Annotated in this window: 18 protein-coding genes; 15 read left to right on the top strand and 3 right to left on the bottom strand. The window is 31.0% G+C overall.

The genetic code is table 11. The features are described from left to right. Positions 1-41: 41 nt before the first annotated feature. The gene (gene argB, locus CQA57_RS01430) at positions 42-872 is read left to right on the top strand and encodes an acetylglutamate kinase (protein WP_115578455.1); all 831 of its coding nucleotides are present in this window, start codon (positions 42-44) and stop codon (positions 870-872) included. On the opposite strand, the gene CQA57_RS01425 is transcribed toward argB, so the two are convergent. Next, positions 869-2,221 (bottom strand): class II 3-deoxy-7-phosphoheptulonate synthase, encoded by a 1,353-nt coding sequence (locus CQA57_RS01425; RefSeq protein WP_115578454.1) that lies wholly within the window; start codon positions 2,219-2,221, stop codon positions 869-871. The genes argB and CQA57_RS01425 overlap by 4 nt on opposite strands. A gap of 126 nt (positions 2,222-2,347) precedes the next feature. On the opposite strand from CQA57_RS01425, the gene gatC reads away from it, so the two are divergent. Next, positions 2,348-2,623 carry an Asp-tRNA(Asn)/Glu-tRNA(Gln) amidotransferase subunit GatC gene (gatC, locus tag CQA57_RS01420; protein ID WP_115578453.1) on the top strand — a complete coding sequence of 92 codons (276 nt, stop codon included), beginning with the start codon at positions 2,348-2,350 and terminating at the stop codon, positions 2,621-2,623. 7 nt (positions 2,624-2,630) lie between these two features. On the opposite strand, the gene tsaD is transcribed toward gatC, so the two are convergent. Beyond that, positions 2,631-3,629 (bottom strand): tRNA (adenosine(37)-N6)-threonylcarbamoyltransferase complex transferase subunit TsaD, encoded by a 999-nt coding sequence (gene tsaD / locus CQA57_RS01415; RefSeq protein ID WP_115578452.1) that lies wholly within the window; start codon positions 3,627-3,629, stop codon positions 2,631-2,633. A 56-nt stretch (positions 3,630-3,685) separates the two neighbouring features. On the opposite strand from tsaD, the gene CQA57_RS01410 reads away from it, so the two are divergent. The 6 genes from CQA57_RS01410 to CQA57_RS01385 all read left to right on the top strand — a co-directional run bounded on the left by CQA57_RS01410 (position 3,686) and on the right by CQA57_RS01385 (position 11,193). Then, on the top strand, positions 3,686-4,687 hold the full coding sequence (locus CQA57_RS01410) for an agmatine deiminase family protein (RefSeq protein ID WP_115578451.1): 1,002 nt from the start codon (positions 3,686-3,688) through the stop codon (positions 4,685-4,687). After that, positions 4,674-6,932 (top strand): carbamoyltransferase HypF, encoded by a 2,259-nt coding sequence (gene hypF / locus CQA57_RS01405; protein WP_115578450.1) that lies wholly within the window; start codon positions 4,674-4,676, stop codon positions 6,930-6,932. The genes CQA57_RS01410 and hypF overlap by 14 nt, the downstream gene beginning before the upstream one ends. A gap of 104 nt (positions 6,933-7,036) precedes the next feature. Next, positions 7,037-7,627, top strand: a complete 591-nt coding sequence (purN, locus tag CQA57_RS01400) for a phosphoribosylglycinamide formyltransferase (RefSeq protein WP_115578449.1) — start codon at positions 7,037-7,039, stop codon at positions 7,625-7,627. A gap of 11 nt (positions 7,628-7,638) precedes the next feature. Continuing rightward, positions 7,639-8,814 carry a cation:proton antiporter gene (locus tag CQA57_RS01395; protein ID WP_115578448.1) on the top strand — a complete coding sequence of 392 codons (1,176 nt, stop codon included), beginning with the start codon at positions 7,639-7,641 and terminating at the stop codon, positions 8,812-8,814. 39 nt (positions 8,815-8,853) lie between these two features. After that, complete coding sequence (locus CQA57_RS01390) at positions 8,854-10,032, top strand: 2,3,4,5-tetrahydropyridine-2,6-carboxylate N-succinyltransferase (protein ID WP_170126798.1); 1,179 nt, start codon at positions 8,854-8,856, stop codon at positions 10,030-10,032. Positions 10,033-10,095: 63 nt separating this feature from the next. Then, a complete protein-coding gene (locus CQA57_RS01385) occupies positions 10,096-11,193 on the top strand; it encodes a tetratricopeptide repeat protein (protein WP_115578446.1) in 1,098 nt (365 codons plus the stop codon). On the opposite strand, the gene CQA57_RS01380 is transcribed toward CQA57_RS01385, so the two are convergent. Next, positions 11,180-11,752 (bottom strand): M48 family metallopeptidase, encoded by a 573-nt coding sequence (locus CQA57_RS01380; RefSeq protein ID WP_170126797.1) that lies wholly within the window; start codon positions 11,750-11,752, stop codon positions 11,180-11,182. The genes CQA57_RS01385 and CQA57_RS01380 overlap by 14 nt on opposite strands. 112 nt (positions 11,753-11,864) lie before the next feature. Here CQA57_RS01380 and rplI point away from each other — a divergent pair, with 112 nt between their 5' ends. The 7 genes from rplI to CQA57_RS01345 all read left to right on the top strand — a co-directional run bounded on the left by rplI (position 11,865) and on the right by CQA57_RS01345 (position 17,886). After that, a complete protein-coding gene (rplI, locus tag CQA57_RS01375; protein WP_115578444.1) occupies positions 11,865-12,314 on the top strand; it encodes a 50S ribosomal protein L9 in 450 nt (149 codons plus the stop codon). Between the two features lie 8 nt (positions 12,315-12,322). Beyond that, on the top strand, positions 12,323-12,868 hold the full coding sequence (gene hslV / locus CQA57_RS01370; RefSeq protein WP_115578443.1) for an ATP-dependent protease subunit HslV: 546 nt from the start codon (positions 12,323-12,325) through the stop codon (positions 12,866-12,868). After that, complete coding sequence (gene hslU / locus CQA57_RS01365; RefSeq protein ID WP_115578442.1) at positions 12,865-14,196, top strand: HslU--HslV peptidase ATPase subunit; 1,332 nt, start codon at positions 12,865-12,867, stop codon at positions 14,194-14,196. Before hslV ends, hslU begins: the two co-directional genes overlap by 4 nt. A 5-nt stretch (positions 14,197-14,201) precedes the next feature. Further along, positions 14,202-15,098 (top strand): GTPase Era, encoded by an 897-nt coding sequence (era, locus tag CQA57_RS01360; RefSeq protein WP_115578524.1) that lies wholly within the window; start codon positions 14,202-14,204, stop codon positions 15,096-15,098. Positions 15,099-15,107: 9 nt separating this feature from the next. Then, positions 15,108-16,103, top strand: coding sequence for a L,D-transpeptidase family protein (locus CQA57_RS01355; protein ID WP_115578441.1), 996 nt, complete (start codon positions 15,108-15,110; stop codon positions 16,101-16,103). After that, a complete protein-coding gene (locus tag CQA57_RS01350; RefSeq protein ID WP_115578440.1) occupies positions 16,104-16,985 on the top strand; it encodes a helix-turn-helix domain-containing protein in 882 nt (293 codons plus the stop codon). Between the two features lie 61 nt (positions 16,986-17,046). Further along, complete coding sequence (locus tag CQA57_RS01345; RefSeq protein WP_115578439.1) at positions 17,047-17,886, top strand: NHL repeat-containing protein; 840 nt, start codon at positions 17,047-17,049, stop codon at positions 17,884-17,886. The last annotated feature ends 13 nt before the right edge of the window (positions 17,887-17,899 follow it).

Here is a 17,899-nt window from a genome sequence, read left to right as displayed (position 1 = left end):
TGTATAATAACACAAAATTTATGCAATAAGGAAAAGTCTTGATGCCAACAAATACAACAGATATTTTGCTAGATTCCCTACCTTTTATTCAACATTTTAGAAATAAGATAATGGTGATTAAATACGGAGGTGCTGCACAAATCAATCCTGATTTGAAAGAAAGTTTTGCAAAAGATGTATCCTTATTGCACCTTTTGGGAATTAAAATTATAATTGTGCATGGTGGGGGAAAGGATATCAATCTCATGCTAGAAAAACTCCAAATTACAAGTGAGTTTGTAAATGGTGTAAGAATTACAAGCAAAGAAGCAATGCCTGTTGTTGAAATGGTATTGAGTGGTAAAATCAATAAAGAATTAAGCAATTTTTTAAATACGCATGGCAGCAAAGCAGTTGGTATCAATGGCAAAGATGGTAAAATTTTTAAGGCCATCAGTCAAGATGGAAGCTTTACGGGCAATATTACAGAAGTGCATCCTCAATTGCTAGATTTACTTTTGCAAGGTGGTTTCATTCCTGTTGTTGCGCCTATTGCTTATGGAGATAATAATCCTTTGGGCTATAATATTAATGCTGATTATGTTGCCTGTGAAATTGCAAAAGCAGTTAATGCCTCTAAAGTAATATTTCTCACAGATACTAAGGGTGTATTAGATGATCAAGGAAATCTTATTACTTCGATTAATCAAACCAAATTTACTGAGCTTAAAGAAAAAAATATTATCACAGGCGGGATGATACCCAAACTACAATCTTGCTTAGATTGCACAAAACACGGAGTAGAAAAAGCTCATATTATAGATGGAAGAATCAAGCATTCTATTTTATTAGAGCTTTTTACAAGCGGCGGGATTGGTACTGAGATTTGTTAATCTATTTTTCTATCTTTTAATAAATCTGCAATTAAAAAAGCAAGTTCTATAGATTGCACTGCATTTAATCTTGGATCACATTGTGTATTATAGTTGCAAGCAAGCCTAGATTCTGTAATTTCTTGAGAACCCCCGATACATTCTGTTACATTGTCTCCAGTCATTTCAAGATGTACCCCTCCTGCATAGCTACCATAACTTTTATGTATTGCAAAAAAACTTCTTACTTCAGATAGAATGCTTTGAAAATCTCGTGTTTTATAACCATTGTTAGCTTTAATGGTATTTCCATGCATTGGATCACAACTCCATACAATTTCCCTACCTTCTTTAAGCAAAGATTCTAAAAGCTTTGGAAATATTTTTTCAATATTTTTCGCACCCATTCTTACGATAAAACTCAATCTACCTGCCTCATTATTTGGATTTAAAATATCACAAATTTTTAAAATCTCATCTTTTGTAATATTTGCTCCTATCTTAACCCCAACAGGATTTTTAATCCCTCTTAAAAACTCTATATGTGCTTCATTTATAGCTCTTGTTCTTTCTCCAACCCAAAGCATATGTGCTGAGCAATCATAATACCCGCCACTTAAACTATCTTTACGCACCATAGATTCTTCATAGTGCAATAATAAAGCCTCATGACTAGTATAGAAATCTACTTCTTTTAATAGTGGAGTGTTTTGTGGATTGATACCACAAGCTTCCATAAATCCAAGAGTTTGCGTAATTTTATCTGCAAGTTTTTCATATTGCTTGCCAAAATCATTGTTTTTTACAAAGTCTAAATTCCATTGATGTACTTCTTTTAGATCTGCCAAACCCCCTTTAGCAAAAGCTCTAAGGAGGTTTAATGTAGAAGCACTTTGATGATATGCACTTAACATTCTTTTAGCATCAGGTTTTCTTTTTTCTAAATCCAGTTCCATATCATTGATAATATCCCCTCTATAACTTGGAAAATCTATTCCATTGTATGTTTCAATTTCACTTGTTCTTGGTTTGGCAAATTGTCCTGCAATTCTGCCTACTTTTATCACAGGGCAACTCCCTGCAAAGGTCAAGATTGCGCTCATTTGTATGATAACTTTAAAAAAATCCCTTATTCTTACTGCATTAAAATGCAAAAAAGATTCTGCACAATCGCCACCTTGCAATAAAAAAGCCTTTCCTTTACTAGCTAGTGCTAATAGGTCTTGCAAGCTTCTTGATTCTTTAGCAAATACAAGAGGAGGTAATTCTCTTAATTGCTGTTCTACTAAAAGCAATTCTTCTTGATTTTCATAAACTGGATGTTGTTGAATAGGAAAATCCCTCCAAGTTTTACAATTCCATATTTTCATTAAATTTTATTATCCTTAAAAGTTAAAAAAAGATTCTATCACAAAAAACCATTCTCATTTTATCGATACCAAATAAGACTTAAATTAAGATATAATTTTGAAAAATTAAACCTAGGAAATGGAACAATGATTGATGAAAAACTTTTAAGTAAGCTTGAGAGATTAGCAATGATTGAAGTTGAAGATGGCAAAAAAGAAGAGGTTAAGCATCAATTAAGTGATATTCTTAATTTTATAGAAAAAATTCAAAAAGTTAATACAGATGATATTTCTTTGCAAAATCATCAAAAAACCCCATTGCGATTAGATGTGGTATCTGATGCAAATATTTCTAGTGATGTATTAAAAAATGCTCCTAGTGCTCAGGATAACTTTTTTATTGTTCCAAAAATTATTGAATAAGAAATTTTTATAAAAACTCTCCGTCTCCACTTTTTGGACTACATTGAAGTTTTGTGATTTCATCAAAACTTCCTTGTAAAAATTTTTCCCTAGCATATCGCCCAATCATTGCTGCATTATCAGAACAGAATTCTAGAGGGGTTAGCAAAAGAGTTTTGTTATATTTTTTACAAAGTTTATCAAGCTCTTCTCTTAAAAAAATATTAGCACTTGCTCCACCGACTATAGAAAAATATTTTGGTGTCGTAAATCTTTTAAAATAGCGTTCTGTTTGTTGCAAAAGATGTTTGCAAGCAGTTGTTTGAAAACTTTTTGCCACTTTTGCATGATCTGCACCTTTATCAATTATTAGGCGCACTGCATTTTTTAATCCAGAGAAACTAAAGGCTATATCTTTGTAATTTTTAAGAGGAATAGGGAAATCATACAAATCATTATTTTGATATTTATGTGATAATTGTTCGATGATGGGGCCACCAGGATAGGGCAATCCTAGCATTTTTGCTACTTTATCAAAACTCTCGCCAAAACTATCATCTAAGGTATTAGCAATAATTCTCATATTTTTAGAATCTTTTGCTTCAATAATTTGCGTATGTCCTCCAGAAACAAGTAAAACACCCAATGGAAAAGTAGTAGTGTCTTTATTGATAAATAAAGAAAAAATATGACCTTTTAAATGATTGATACCTATTAGAGGGATTTGTAATTCAAGGCTTAGTGCTTTTGCCATCACAAGACCTTCAATTAAAGTTACGCTTAATCCGGGCTGCGTTGTAACTGCTATGGCCTTTAAATCTTTAAAATCAAAAACTTTTTTTGCTTTTTCTAGTAATTGAGGTAAGTCTTGTGCATGCATTCTTGAAGCAATTTCTGGCACTATGCCACCATAACTGCTATGTTCTTTTTCTTGAGAAATTTTGCAATGCCACAATAGTCTTGCATCTTGAATTTGTGTAATAGCAATTGAGCTATCATCACAACTGCTTTCAATGCTTAAAATCATATCCAACCTTCAAAAGTTTTGTTAGAATTATAACCCAAAAATAACATGAGGTGCTTATGAGACGCTTAAAGGCAGAGTGGGAAAAACAAGAAGCAATTCTTATGGCATTTCCACATCAAAATACAGATTGGAAAGATTATTTACCCGAAGCTAGAGAAAATTTTTTAAAAATTATTCAAGCAATTTTAAGAGAGCAAAAAGTGATTCTTTGCTTAGATCCAAGAGATGACGAAGGAAAGGCATTTATTGCAACACATTTAAAACATAAGAATCTTGTAACTATTTCTTGTTTGACTAATGATACTTGGGCTAGAGACTTTGGTCCTATAAGTATTGAAGAAGCAGGTCAAATACAATTATTGGATTTTGGTTTTAATGGTTGGGGGCTAAAATTTGCAAGCAATTTTGATAATCAAATTTCCACCCACCTTTATAAAGAAAATATTTTTTCAAATCTTGTGACAAAAGATTTGATTTTAGAGGGGGGTAGTATTGATACAGATGGAAATGGCACCCTTTTAACCAATACTCAATGTTTGCTTGAAAAAAATAGAAATCCTGCTTTTACGCAAACGCAAATAGAAGAAAAACTAAAAGAATATCTTGGGGTGCATAGGATATTGTGGTTGCATCATGGATATCTTGCAGGTGATGATACAGATAGCCATATTGACACTCTTGCAAGATTCTTAAATCCCCATACAATTGCTTATATTCAATGCAATGATTCCTCTGATGAGCATTATGAAGAATTGCAAAAAATGCAAGAAGAGTTAAAAAATCTAAGAACAGAGGATAATAAGCCTTATGATCTTATCCCCCTCCCTCTACCTAATATTTCCTATCAAGGTGAGAGATTGCCTGCAAGTTATGCAAACTTTTTAATCCTTAATAATAAGATACTACTCTTACCAATCTACAATGTCCCAGATCTTGATTCTGTGGCTATTTCCTCTTTAAGTGCTTATTACAAAGTCATTCCTATTGATTGCTCTACGCTTATTAAACAACATGGTAGTCTGCATTGTGTAACAATGCAAATTTATGCTTTATCATAAAATCATTGTCAAAGGATTGGTGCAAGGGGTTGGTTTTAGGCCCCATGTTTATCGGATTGCAAAAAAATTAAATCTGTTTGGATATGTAAAAAATAAAGGCAATTTTGTAGAAATTTTGATAAATAAAAAATGTCAGGGTTTTTTAACGCAACTCAAGAAAAATCTCCCACAACAAGCTATTATTACAACAATACAGACAACAACAATAGAATTTAAAAAATCTTATGAAGATTTTTATATTTTAAAATCTACAAAAACAAATAATCTCTTTGATGGTATTTTGCCCCAAGATCTAAAAATCTGCAAGGAATGTATAGAAGATATTAAAATGCATTCAAGATTTAAACACTATGCCTTTACAACTTGCACAAATTGCGGACCAAGATACAGCATTCTAAAAGCACTGCCTTATGATAGAGAGAATACCACAATGGCAAATTTTAATCTTTGTTCTGCGTGTAAGAGAGATTTTTTAAATCCAAAAAATCGCAGATTTCACGCCCAGCCACTCTCTTGTAAGGATTGTCATATTCCCTTGACTTTTTTTTCTAAAAATCAAATTTTTAGTAATGAGGATGCAATTACACAGTGTGCTTTGCTTATACAACAAGGTGGAATAGTTGCAATAAAAGGCACAGGTGGTTTTGCATTAGCTTGTTCTATAAAACATCAAAAAAGCATTCAAAAAATAAGAGATTTTAAACAAAGACCCTTTAAACCTTTTGCTATTATGGTAAAAGATATTGCTATGGCTAGGCAATATGCCTTTGTCTCAAAACAAGAAGAAAAAGTGCTTTTAAGCAAAGAATCTCCTATTGTTTTGCTAAAGAAACGCAAAAAGATGCAAGATATTGCACCAAATCTCAATAAAATAGGCATTATTTTGCCTTATAGTGGACTACATTTTTTACTTTTTGAATACCTAGATACACCTATAATTTTTACAAGCGCAAATCAAAGTTCAGAGCCAATCATTACCACGCGTCTACGAATTGAAGAAGATCTTTATCCTCTTTGTGATGGCATTTTAGATTATGATAGAGAAATTGCTAATCCTATTGATGATTCTTTGGTTCAGGTTACAAACTCTCAGGTTCAAATCTTACGAATTGCTCGTGGATATGCACCATTGCATCTAAAAATTCCTCATTTAAAGAAAAATAATAAAACGCAAGTTGGCTTAGGTGCTGAACAAAAAATCACTCTAGCTTATAGAAAAAATCAAAATATTATCCTATCTCCTTATATAGGGGATTTAAGTCATCCAAATACACTTGTTTTTTATGAAAAAACTTATCAGCTTTTTAATATGCTTTATGCCATTCATCCTGATGTTCTTATAAGTGATAAACATAAAAATTATCACTCTTATGATATAGGTGCTAAAAAAAGTAAAGAATATACTATGATTTGGGAAAAGAAGCAACATCATTATGCGCATTTTTGTGCAATTTTTGCAGATGCAATGCTTCAAGATTCTACACTAATGCCAAAAGAAAAGGTTCTTGGAATTTTATGGGATGGGACAGGAATGGGAGATGATGATAAAATCTGGGGAGGAGAATTTTTTATTGGAAATCTGAAATCTTACAGAAGAGTAGGGCATTTTGAGGAAATGGGCATTTATGGAGGAGAAAAGAGCATAAAAGAGATCTATAAAATTGCCTATTGTCTTGCAAAGCAATTTTGTAAAAAAACTACTTTTGCAAAATTGCAAAAACAATATCACAAAAGCTACCCCTCTATTTTTCCTCTCTTTGATACAATGATTGAAAAAAAAATACAAAGTTTTACTTGTACTTCTGTTGGAAGAATATTTGATGCAGTGGCTGCACTCATTGGAGTTTGCAATAAAAATACCTATGATTCTCAAGCACCGATGCTTTTAGAAGCGCTTTATCAAAAAAATGTGCATTATGGCATCTATCCTTTTAAAATTCAAAAAAAAATTATAAAAATACATCCACTTATAGAGGCTATTGTGCAAGATATGTTTAATCAGATTCCAAAAAAAGTTATTGCGACAAAATTCATTCACACGCTCGCTTATATAGCACTTGAATTTAGTAAAAAAACAAAAGCAAAAAAAGTTTTGTTTTCTGGAGGGGTTTTTATGAATCAAGCACTATGTGAAAAAATTCAGGAACTCTTTCAAAAAGAAAAAGATATTAAATTTTACTTTCATGTTTTTTTACCTAGCAATGATTCTGCTATTGCACTTGGTCAAGTTGTCAATCTTAGCTAGTATTTTGTTTTATTAAAATGTCGCCTAGTTTTTATAATAAGGGCAATACTTTTAGATTTTTCAGTAAAATATTTAATATTTTTTGTTTTTAAAAAAGGTTAAAAATGGCGACAACCAATAAGCGTTTAGTTATTTTATTTAGTGGTAATGGTGGCAATATGGAAAATATTATTCACAAACTCCACCATAAGGAGTTTGTTGTTAATGGTAATACTATGAAAATTGATATTGTTGCGTGTGTGTCAAATAATAAAGAGGCTTTTGGTATTCAAAGAGCAAAAAACCTTAATATCGATTGTTTGATTGTTCCTCATAAGGATTTTGCTACTAGAGAAGATTTTGAAACTACACTTATAGAAAAAATCACTCCATTAAAACCAGATTTGATTGTTTTGGCTGGTTTTATGAGAATCTTAAGTCCTCTTTTTGTTTCTGTATTTAAAAGTATCAATATCCATCCTTCGCTTCTTCCTAAATTTAAAGGTGCTAATGCTATACAAGAAAGTTTTGATTCTTCTGATAGGGAAGTAGGGGTAAGTGTGCATTGGGTTAATGAAGAATTAGATTCTGGAGCTATGATTATGCAGGCAAAAAGAATACGAGATATGGATGAAGATTTTGAATATTTCTCTTCAAAAATCCATGAGCTTGAATATGAGCTCTACCCACAAGCTATCTTAAAAGCTCTTAATTAAGGCTAGTATTTATGGAAGAAGCAATATTTCACAATTTTATTTCTTTTGGGATTGTTTCATTGTTAATTGTAATTGCTCCATTTTTTAGCAAAATCACCAAAGTACCCATAGTAGTAATAGAAATGATTCTTGGAGCTCTTGGAACTTACTTTGGTTTCTTCCATGCTTCAGAAGTTATACACATTTTTGCAAAAATTGGTTTTTTATTTCTTATGTTTTTGTGTGGTATGGAAGTTGATTTAAGGGGTTTTAAAAAATTAGGTAAAAAATTTCTAAAACAAGCTATTTTGTATTTTATTGTGCTTTATACTGGTGCTAGTGCTATTGTGGTATTTTTTGATTTACCAAAGATCTTTATTGCAGCGCTTCCTGTAATGAGTCTTGGAATGATTATGGCTCTTATTCGTGATTATGGTAAGGATGAGCCTTGGTTAAACTTAGCACTAAAAATAGGGATTGTTGGAGAATTATTGAGTATTGGGGCTCTTGTTTTTATCAATGGTATTTATTCTTATGGACTTACTTTTGAGCTTTATAAAACCTTATTTGTTTTAATTATTTTTGTTCTTGCAATTATTGGTGTTTTTACACTTGTTAAAATACTTTTTTGGTGGTTTCCTCATTTTAAGATATTTATCATGCCATATGATGATACTCAAAATCAAGATATAAGATTTTCCATGATGCTATTTTTCGGTCTTATTGTTATTGCGATGTCGCTAGAATTGGAAAATGTGCTCGGTGCCTTTTTGGCTGGAATGATTATAGCAACCTTCTTTTCATATAAACATGAACTTATTCACAAGCTTAATGATATTGGTTTTGGCTTTTTTGTTCCCTTGTTTTTTATCAATGTTGGAACGACACTAAAAATTGATATTATTTTTCAAAATCCAAAATTACTTTATTATGGAAGTTTAATTGCCTTTAGTATGATTTTTCTAAGACTTCTTGCCGCAAGCTTAGCCTTTAGAAAATATTTTAATAATCTCAAAGATATTATTCTTTATGCTTTTAGTGATTCGATGCCATTGACATTTTTAGTAGCAACAGCCGCTCTTGGTTTGCAACTTGGAGCAATGAATCAAGACACTTATTATGCTTTTTTATTGGCAGCAATATTTGAAGGAGTATTTTTTACTATTGCAATTAAGCTGATTTATAATTTTTGGAAAATTAAAGGCTAAAATATACAAATTAAAAAATATTTTGAAATAAGGATTGGTATGGAAAAATTTAAAAATTTTGTTCAAGAACATCAAAATAAAGCAAAAAAGATTCTAGGATTTGGGATAGCAAGAGTAGATCTAGGAAAAAATCAAAAAATTCTATGTGCAACTTATCCTGTGTTAAACTGGCAAGAAAACTTTGGTAGTTATGCGGTTTTTGATACCTGCAAACAATATGCAAAAAATATACAACAAGAATCAAATGAAGAGATTTTTTCTATTACTGATTCTTTTATCAATCACGCCTTAGAATTATTTGCATCATTTCTTGCTGAAGCTAATAGCAATCCTCAAAGTCATAAAAACATTCAAGTTTTATTGCAATTAAAGCAAATTTTACAAAAGCCTTTAGAAAGTCATGTGGATTATCGCTTAGTATTTCTTTATGAAGATTTAAATTGCAAAAGTGTAGAAACAGCATATATGAAACTACTTGCACTATCTTTGGGAAAAGCTAAGCTTAGAAGTTTAAATTTAGATGGTATTTTTGGACTTCTTAGCAATGTGGCTTGGAGTGGAAATAAACCTTATGAGCTAGATTATTTGCGAGAAAATGAAATTGCTTTGAAATTAAATGGGGATTATCCGCACATTGATTTTGTGGATAAATTTCCACGCTATCTTATGCAAGTTATTCCCCAATATGACAATATTAGATTGCTTGATACTGCAAAAACAAGATTTGGTGCTTATCTAGGAAAAGGTGGATATACCCAAATGCCTGGTGCAAGTTATGTAAATTTTAATGCTGGGGTAGAGGGAGCTTGTATGAATGAGGGTAGAATATCCTCTTCTGTAATTATAGGAGAGGGTAGTGATGTTGGAGGTGGAGCAAGCATTCTTGGTGTTTTAAGCGGAGGAAATTCTGATCCTATTAGCATTGGAAAAAATTGTCTTTTAGGTGTTAATAGTTCAACTGGTATTAGTCTTGGTGATGGTTGTATCGTAGATGGGGGTATTGCAGTTTTAGCGGGAACTATTTTTGAAATTTCGCCCCAAGAAGCAAAAAAGCTTCAAGAGATTAATCCAAATTTTGCTTTACATGAAAATAATCTATATAAAGGCAAGGAATTATCAAAGCTCAATGGTATTCATTTTAGACAAGATAGTAAAAATGGAAAAATGATTGCCTTTAGAAGTAATCGCGAAATCACTCTTAATAAAGATTTGCATTAAAAGATTTTTGGTATATTTTTTGCTTTTATTTTTGTAATTTAAATACTTAAAATGGAGTTAATAATGAATTTCATTAAATTTTGTACACTAATGCTTGTAAGCTTTTTTTCTTTGTTTTTATTTGCCCAAGACCAAAATCTTAGTGTACAAGATACTCCAAAGGCACCAACAATTGCCCCAAATCCAAATCCTGATGAGCGAAAAATACCTTTAGATAATCCAGAAACTGGTAGCTCTATGACCTCTCCAAAAACATCTAAAGATTTATTATATTTTGGAATGGAGGCAGTAAAAAAAGGAAATTACGCCGCAGCTTTTGATTTTTTTGTGCAATCTTGTGATAGTGGGAATCCAGCTGGATGTTTTGCAGTTGGGACTATGTATATGAATGGGGTAGGTATACAAACAGATTTGCAAAAAGCTGAACGTTATTATCAGTTGGGATGCAGTGGTGGAGATGCTACGGCTTGCTCAAATTTAGCGATGATTTATGATTATAAAGAACAAGCAAGTGCTAGTGATAAAGAAAAGGCTTTGCAACTTTATATGACAGGTTGTCAGGGTGGAGATGTTTTAGCTTGTAATAATCTTGCCTATATGTATGCAAATGGGGATGGAGTTCCAAAAGATTATTTCAAAGCTATACAATATTATAAGTTTGCATGTGAGGCTGGGAGTGATTTAGGGTGTTACAACCTAGGCTTATTGAGTAACACAAATAATATTTATGGTTACAATAGAGCAAATTTAACACTAGTAGATATGAATTATCTAGCTTGTAATGCTGGAGATATAGGGGGGTGTGCAAATCTTGGATGGATTTATGCTAACGGATTAAGTGGGGCGCCTGTGAGTTATTATTATGCTGCACGCTATTTTGAAAAAGCTTGTAATGGAGGAAATATTGGTAGTTGTAATAACCTTGCAGTCTTATACCAAAAAGGATTGGGAGTTACTCAAGATACTCAAAGGGCATTAGATTTGTTTGCATATACTTGCAATCTTGGACATCAAAAAGGTTGCGATAATTATAGGATTTTTAAACAGCAATTACAGGGCTCTAGGAAACCCAATAATGGGGCATTGTTTTTTCCAAATGATCCAAAACTTGGAAAGCAACCAATGTTAGGAAAAGACCCTAGAGCACCTAAGAAAAATTAAAATATTTTAAATATATAGCATTGTAAAGAGCCGCATTAGAATGCAAGACTCTTCTTTTATGTAAAAAATCTGGACAAAACTCCTCAACTAGTGCCCAAAAACTTTTTGAATGATTCTTATATCTTATATGCGCAAGTTCATGTATAACTACATAATCTATCAATGATATATCAGCAAAAAATAGTAATAATGAAAAACTTAGTTTATTATCAAAACTACAGCTCCCTAAAACTTTTTTATTGTATCTGACTTTAATGCTAGAATAAGAAAGTTTCATAAGATTGGAAAAATAGCTTACTCTCTCTTCAAGATAATTTACTAGCAATGCTTTAATACTCTTTTTTGTGTATTGTTTTTCAAACTCTATCCATTCTCCAAAAAATAAAAATTTTCCTGAATTTTGTTGTATTAACTCTTGAATTTTTTGTTGTTGTTTAAAAATAATTTGAGTATGCTTTTCAATCCAATTATGATTTAATGCAATAAGCCTTTCTATTTCCTTAAGGTTATAATACATAGGAACATAAATATGCAATATTAAATCTTGCTTAATTGTCATTCTGATATTTTTAGTTCTTTTGCTTTTGTGGATACATATATTTTTTGGTTTCATAAATTTTATTTTTATTTTGATAGAATCTAGAAGCACATATTATATCAAAAGGAAAGTGATGAAAGTTTTACTTTTAGAGGATGTAAGAGGTCTTGGGAAGAAAGGTGAGGTTTGCGAAGTTAAAGATGGTTATGGGCAAAATTTTCTTATAGCTAAAAATAAAGCAAAGCACGCTACAAATGAAGTAATTAACAAATATAAAGCTGAAGTAAGAAAAAAAGAAGAGCAAACTGCACTAGAGATTGCAGAAAAAAAACAGTTGATAAAAACTATAGAATCCCTTAGCGTTAAAATCTCTAAAAAAGCAGGAAACAATAATGCTTTATTTGGGGCTATTACCAAAGATGATATTGCAGAAAATCTTAAAATAGAGCATAAGCTAGAAATTGATAAAAAGGATATTGAGATAAAAAATCCCATAAAAACTCTTGGCACTCATGAAGTAGAAATAAAGCTTGGTCACCAAATATCAGGTAAGCTAAAAATCGAAGTGCTTGCACAAAATTAAGGATTTTTATGTTTGAAGCTACAACTATACTAGGATATAAATGTGAATTTGAAGGAAAAAAGTATGCTGTAATTGGTGGCGATGGGCAAGTAACTTTTGGAAATTGTGTATTAAAAAACAATGCAACAAAAATTAGAAAGCTTTATAACAATCAAATACTTAGTGGATTTGCAGGTAGCACGGCAGATGCTTTTAGTCTTTTTGATATGTTTGAAAATATCTTAGAGCATAAGAAAGGTGATTTATTAAGAGGAGTATTGGATTTTAGCAAAGAATGGCGTAAGGATAAGTATCTTAGAAAGCTTGAGGCAATGATGATTGTGCTAAATAAGGATAATATCTTTATTTTAAGTGGAACGGGTGATGTTGTAGAGCCAGAAGATGGAAAAATTGCAGCAATTGGAAGTGGAGGAAATTATGCTCTTAGTGCTGCTAGGGCTCTTGATAAGTTTGCTATGATACATCCAAAAAAACTTGTAGAAGAATCTTTACAAATTGCTGGAGAGATTTGTATCTATACGAATACCAATATTAAAATACTGGAGTTAGAATGAATAACGAAAATATGACACCTAGGGAAATTGTAGAGTATCTCGATTCTTACATCATAGGGCAACAAAATGCAAAAAAAGCTATTGCCATAGCCTTAAGAAATCGCTATAGAAGACTACAACTAGATGAAAAATTACAAGAAGAAGTAACTCCAAAAAATATTTTAATGATTGGCTCAACTGGTGTTGGCAAAACAGAAATTGCAAGAAGAATGGCAAAACTGATGCATTTGCCATTTATTAAGGTAGAAGCAAGTAAATATACGGAAGTTGGGTTTGTTGGCAGAGATGTGGAATCCATGATTAGGGATTTGGTTTTGGCAAGTTTGCACCTTGTTGAAAATGAGTATAGAATCAAAAGTCAAGATGCAATTCAAGAATACATCATCGATAAAATTGCAAAAGTTTTATTACCTCCATTGCCAAATTCTGTGAGTGATGAGAAGAAAGAAGAATATGCACAAAGTTTCAATAAGATGAAAAATAAAATTAAAGATGGTTCAATGGATGCTATAAAGATTGAAATTAGCATCCAAAAGAAGTTTTTTGACAATGATCAAAATATGCCATTGGATATTATCAAGGTTCAAGAAAGCATTATTAAAGTTTTAAACAAAGAGCAAGAAACTTTTAAAAAAGAAATGACTATAAAAGAAGCAAAACAAGCATTACAACAAGAGGCTTCAGATGCTATCTTGGATTTTGAAAATCTCAAATCAGAAGCCCTTTATCGTGCTGAGAAAAGTGGTGTCATTTTTATAGATGAAATTGATAAAGTGGCTGTAAGCAACAAGGAGGGATCAAGACAGGATCCAAGTAAAGAAGGGGTTCAAAGAGATTTATTGCCGATTGTAGAGGGTAGTGTGGTAAATACAAAATATGGTCCTATTAAAACTGATCATATTTTATTTATTGCCGCAGGTGCTTTTCATCTCAGTAAGCCAAGCGATCTTATTCCAGAATTACAAGGCAGATTTCCTATTCGTGTAGAATTAGATAGTCTTGATGAAAATGCGATGTATCAGATTCTTACTCAAACAAAAAGCTCTATCATTAAACAATATCAAGCATTGCTTGCCACTGAAGGTGTAAATCTTATTTTTGAAGAAGATTCTTTAAAAGAGTTAGCTAAATTATCTTTTAATGCTAATGAAAAAACAGAGGATATTGGTGCAAGAAGACTTCATACGACTATTGAAAGAGTTTTGGAGGATATTAGTTTTGATGCAGATCTTTACAAAAACAAGGATTTTAAAATTACAAAACAACTTGTTCAAGAAAAATTATGCAATCTGATTGAAAATACAGATCTTGCAAGGTATATTCTTTGAGTAAAATAACGCGTTGCGGTTTTGTTGGCGTTATTGGCAGACCAAATGTAGGAAAAAGCGCTTTTTTAAATAAAATTGTAGGACAAGATCTAGCATTAGTTTCACATAAAGCAAATGCAACAAGAAAAAAAATGAATTTTATTGTCCCTTATGAAACTCAAGATTGTATCAGTCAGATTATTTTTGTTGATACTCCTGGTTTGCATCATCAAGAAAGGCTACTTAACCAATTTATGCTAAAAGAAGCATTAAAAGTGCATCAGGATAGTGATTTAGTATTGTTTATTGCAAGTGCCACAGATTCTTTGAAATTTTATGAGGAATTTTTAAAACTTAATCAATCAAAGCCACATATTATTTTGCTTAATAAAATTGACTTGCTAACTCAAGAAAAATTGTTACAAACGCTTAAACTTTATCAAGCCTATCAAGATTATTTTCTTGCTATCATTCCTTTTAGCGTTAAAAAAGATGAAAATTTTACTTCTTTATTAAGCGTAATACATACACATCTACCCCATGCCCCTTTTTTATATGATATGGAAAATCTTACAGATAGCAATCTTAGGGATATATTTAAAGAATTGATAAGAGAAAGTGTGTTTAATAATCTAAGTGATGAGCTTCCTTATGAAAGTGAAGTTCAAATTGAAAAGGTCTTTGAAAAAAGTGATTTTATAAAAATTTTTGCTAAAATTTTTGTTGAAAAAGAAAGTCAAAAATCAATGGTTATTGGAAAAAATGCAAATACCATTAAAAGAATTGGCAAGACGGCGAGAATAAAAATTCAAAAACTTACCGAAAAAAAGGTATTTTTACAGCTTAATGTTTTTGTGCAAAAAGCTTGGAGCAAAGAAAAAGAAAAGCTTAAAAACTTTGGTTATGACATTGATTTAGAATAAGGAAAGATAATGATAAAAAAAACTTTATTTGGTTTTTTGCTATTAGGCACTCTTTTTGCCCAATCAAATGAACTTGGAAAAATTATACAAGAATATCGCCTCAAGGGTATAGATTCTGTGCAAAAAACATTAGAAGACTTCCTTACGCAGCAAAAATACTGGTTAGATGTTTTACAGAATCAGGATACAGATTTTGGATATTATGAAGATATCAATTTTCTTTTTATATCTGATAAGGCAACTTTAAAACTATGGCTTTATAAAATAGATAATGGACAACTTACTGAAATTGCTGAAACAAATAGTATTGTTGGTTTAGGGAGCGGGGCTAAGAAAATAGAGGGAGATAAAATCACTCCTATTGGTGTTTATAGTTTTATTGATAAATTTCAAAAGCTAGATCAATATTATGGACCTATGGCTTTTGCAACAAATTATCCTAACATCTATGATAGGAATCTAAAAAGAAGTGGTTCTGGGATATGGATTCATGGAAAACCTTTAAATGGTGATCGCAAAGAAAAAAATACTAAGGGTTGCATTGCGATTGAAAATAATGTAATCATGGATTTTGACAAAATTATTGACTATAAAAAAACTTTGCTAATTTCATATGAAAACAGCTTCCCAAAAGTAGAAAAAAGTGATTTAGCCCTAATACTTTCAATGCTATATCAGTGGAAAAATGCTTGGATTGAAAGCGATATAAAAACTTATTTAAGTTTTTATGCAAAAGATTTCAAAAGATCTGATGGTATGTCTTTTAGAAATTTTAGTGATTATAAAAATCGTATTTTCCAAAAAAAAGAACAAAAAAACATTGAATTTACCAAAATCAATATCTCTCCTTATCCAAATGCAGAAAACAAAAAACTTTTCTTAGTGAGTTTTATGCAAAAATATACTGCATATAAAAACAAAGCCATAACCTATAATTCTTACGATACAAAAGAATTGTATATCGAATTAAAAGATAATGGAGCTTTTATACTAATAGAAAAATAAATGCAGATTCCAAGAGATATAATCAAGAATATAAAAAATTTTAACTTCATTGGTGCAAAAAACTATGGTTTTGCACACTATAAACAATCAGATAAGGATTTCATAAAGCAAGAAGTCTTTATGCAATATAATACCTTGATATTTGTTTTAAAAGGCTCAAAAGTTATCTATCACACTAACTCGCATACTACCATTAGAGAAAAAGAGGCGATCTTTGTCCCTAAGGGTAAGTATATTTTGAGTGATATTCTAGATTTTAAAGATAAGGAATATCAATCTTTGCTTTTCTTTTTTAGTGATTTTGTGCTAAATAGTTTTACAAATAAATACCACCATCTCATCCAATCAACTTCTAAAGGAGATGAAGATATTTTCAAAATTCAAATGGATAGCTTCTTATGCGCACTATTTGAGAGTTTTATTCCCTTAACGCAAGTTGCAAATCATACCTCTTTACTCTCATTAAAATACGAGGAAATTTTTCTTTATTTATTGCAAGATACAAAAAATAAAGCCAGTTTCTTGGGTTTTTTGAATAATTTTTTAGAAACCAATACACTTAATCTTGGTGCATTTTATATTCAAAATCAAGAGTATTGCAATGTTAGTGATATGGCAAATGATGCCAAAATGGACAATGCAAGTTTTAGTAGAAAATTTAAAGATGTGTTAGGTATTTCTCCTAAAGAGTGGCTAGATAATAAGCGCTTTGAAAAAGCCTGCTTTATGCTTGAATTTAGTTCTAAAAATATTACTCAAATATCACAAGAATTGGGATTTAACTCTCCAGCTTGGTTTATTGAGAGATTTAAAAAAAGATTTGGTATAACTCCAAAACAATTTCAAAAATCAAAAAACTTGTATTTTTTATCACAAAACTGATAGTTATTTATTTTTACTTTTTCTATAATCTCAACCTCATTAAATAATGAAGGAGAAAAAGATGAAAAAAATTACAACCTTAGCATTAAGCGGATTCTTATCCCTTGCACTTGCATATAACTTAGAAGAATTTGATGGCTTTGCCTCACCAGAAAGCATTTATGTAAATAACAATGATGTTTATGTATCAAATGTGGGAACAAAACTAGAGCCTTTAACTAAAGATAATGATGGTTTCATTTCAAAACTTGATAAAAATGGAAATGTAGTAGATAAATTTTTTATTAAAAATATCAATGCACCTAAAGGAATGAGTGTTATCGGATATGTTCTTTATGTTGTGGATATTGATGTGCTTAGAGGTTTTAACCTAAAGAGCAAAAAAGAGGTTTTTAACCTTCCTATTAAAAATGCTATCTTCTTAAATGATATAGCTATAAAAGACAATAATACATTATTTGTAAGCGATACTGGGACAGGCATCATTCATTTGGTTGATTTAAAAAAGAAAAAATATAGCACCTTTGTTCAGCTTGATTTACAAAAATACGCAGGTCCAAATGGTTTGCTCATCAATGGAAATAATCTTATTACAGTTACCTATGATGCAAATGGAAAACTTGATGGTATGGTATTAGAAATTGATATGCAAAATAAAAAAATGAAGCAAATCTCTAATCTTAGAGGTGCACTTGATGGAGTAGTTCTTGATGCACAAAATAATCTACTTGTAAGCAGTTGGGGTGAGAATCTAGAAGGCAAAGTTTATAAAATTCAAAATAATGACTTTGAAGCTCTAGATTTGCCAGATATTAAAGGTCCTGCTGATATGTTCTTTGATGGAGAATTTCTATGGATTCCAAAAATGGTTGAAGGAAAAATTTTAAAAGTAAAATTATAATCCCCCAAAGCCT

Source organism: Helicobacter anseris, assembly GCF_003364335.1.
Classification (GTDB): domain Bacteria; phylum Campylobacterota; class Campylobacteria; order Campylobacterales; family Helicobacteraceae; genus Helicobacter_H; species Helicobacter_H anseris.
This window is presented reverse-complemented; position numbering and strand designations above follow the sequence as displayed.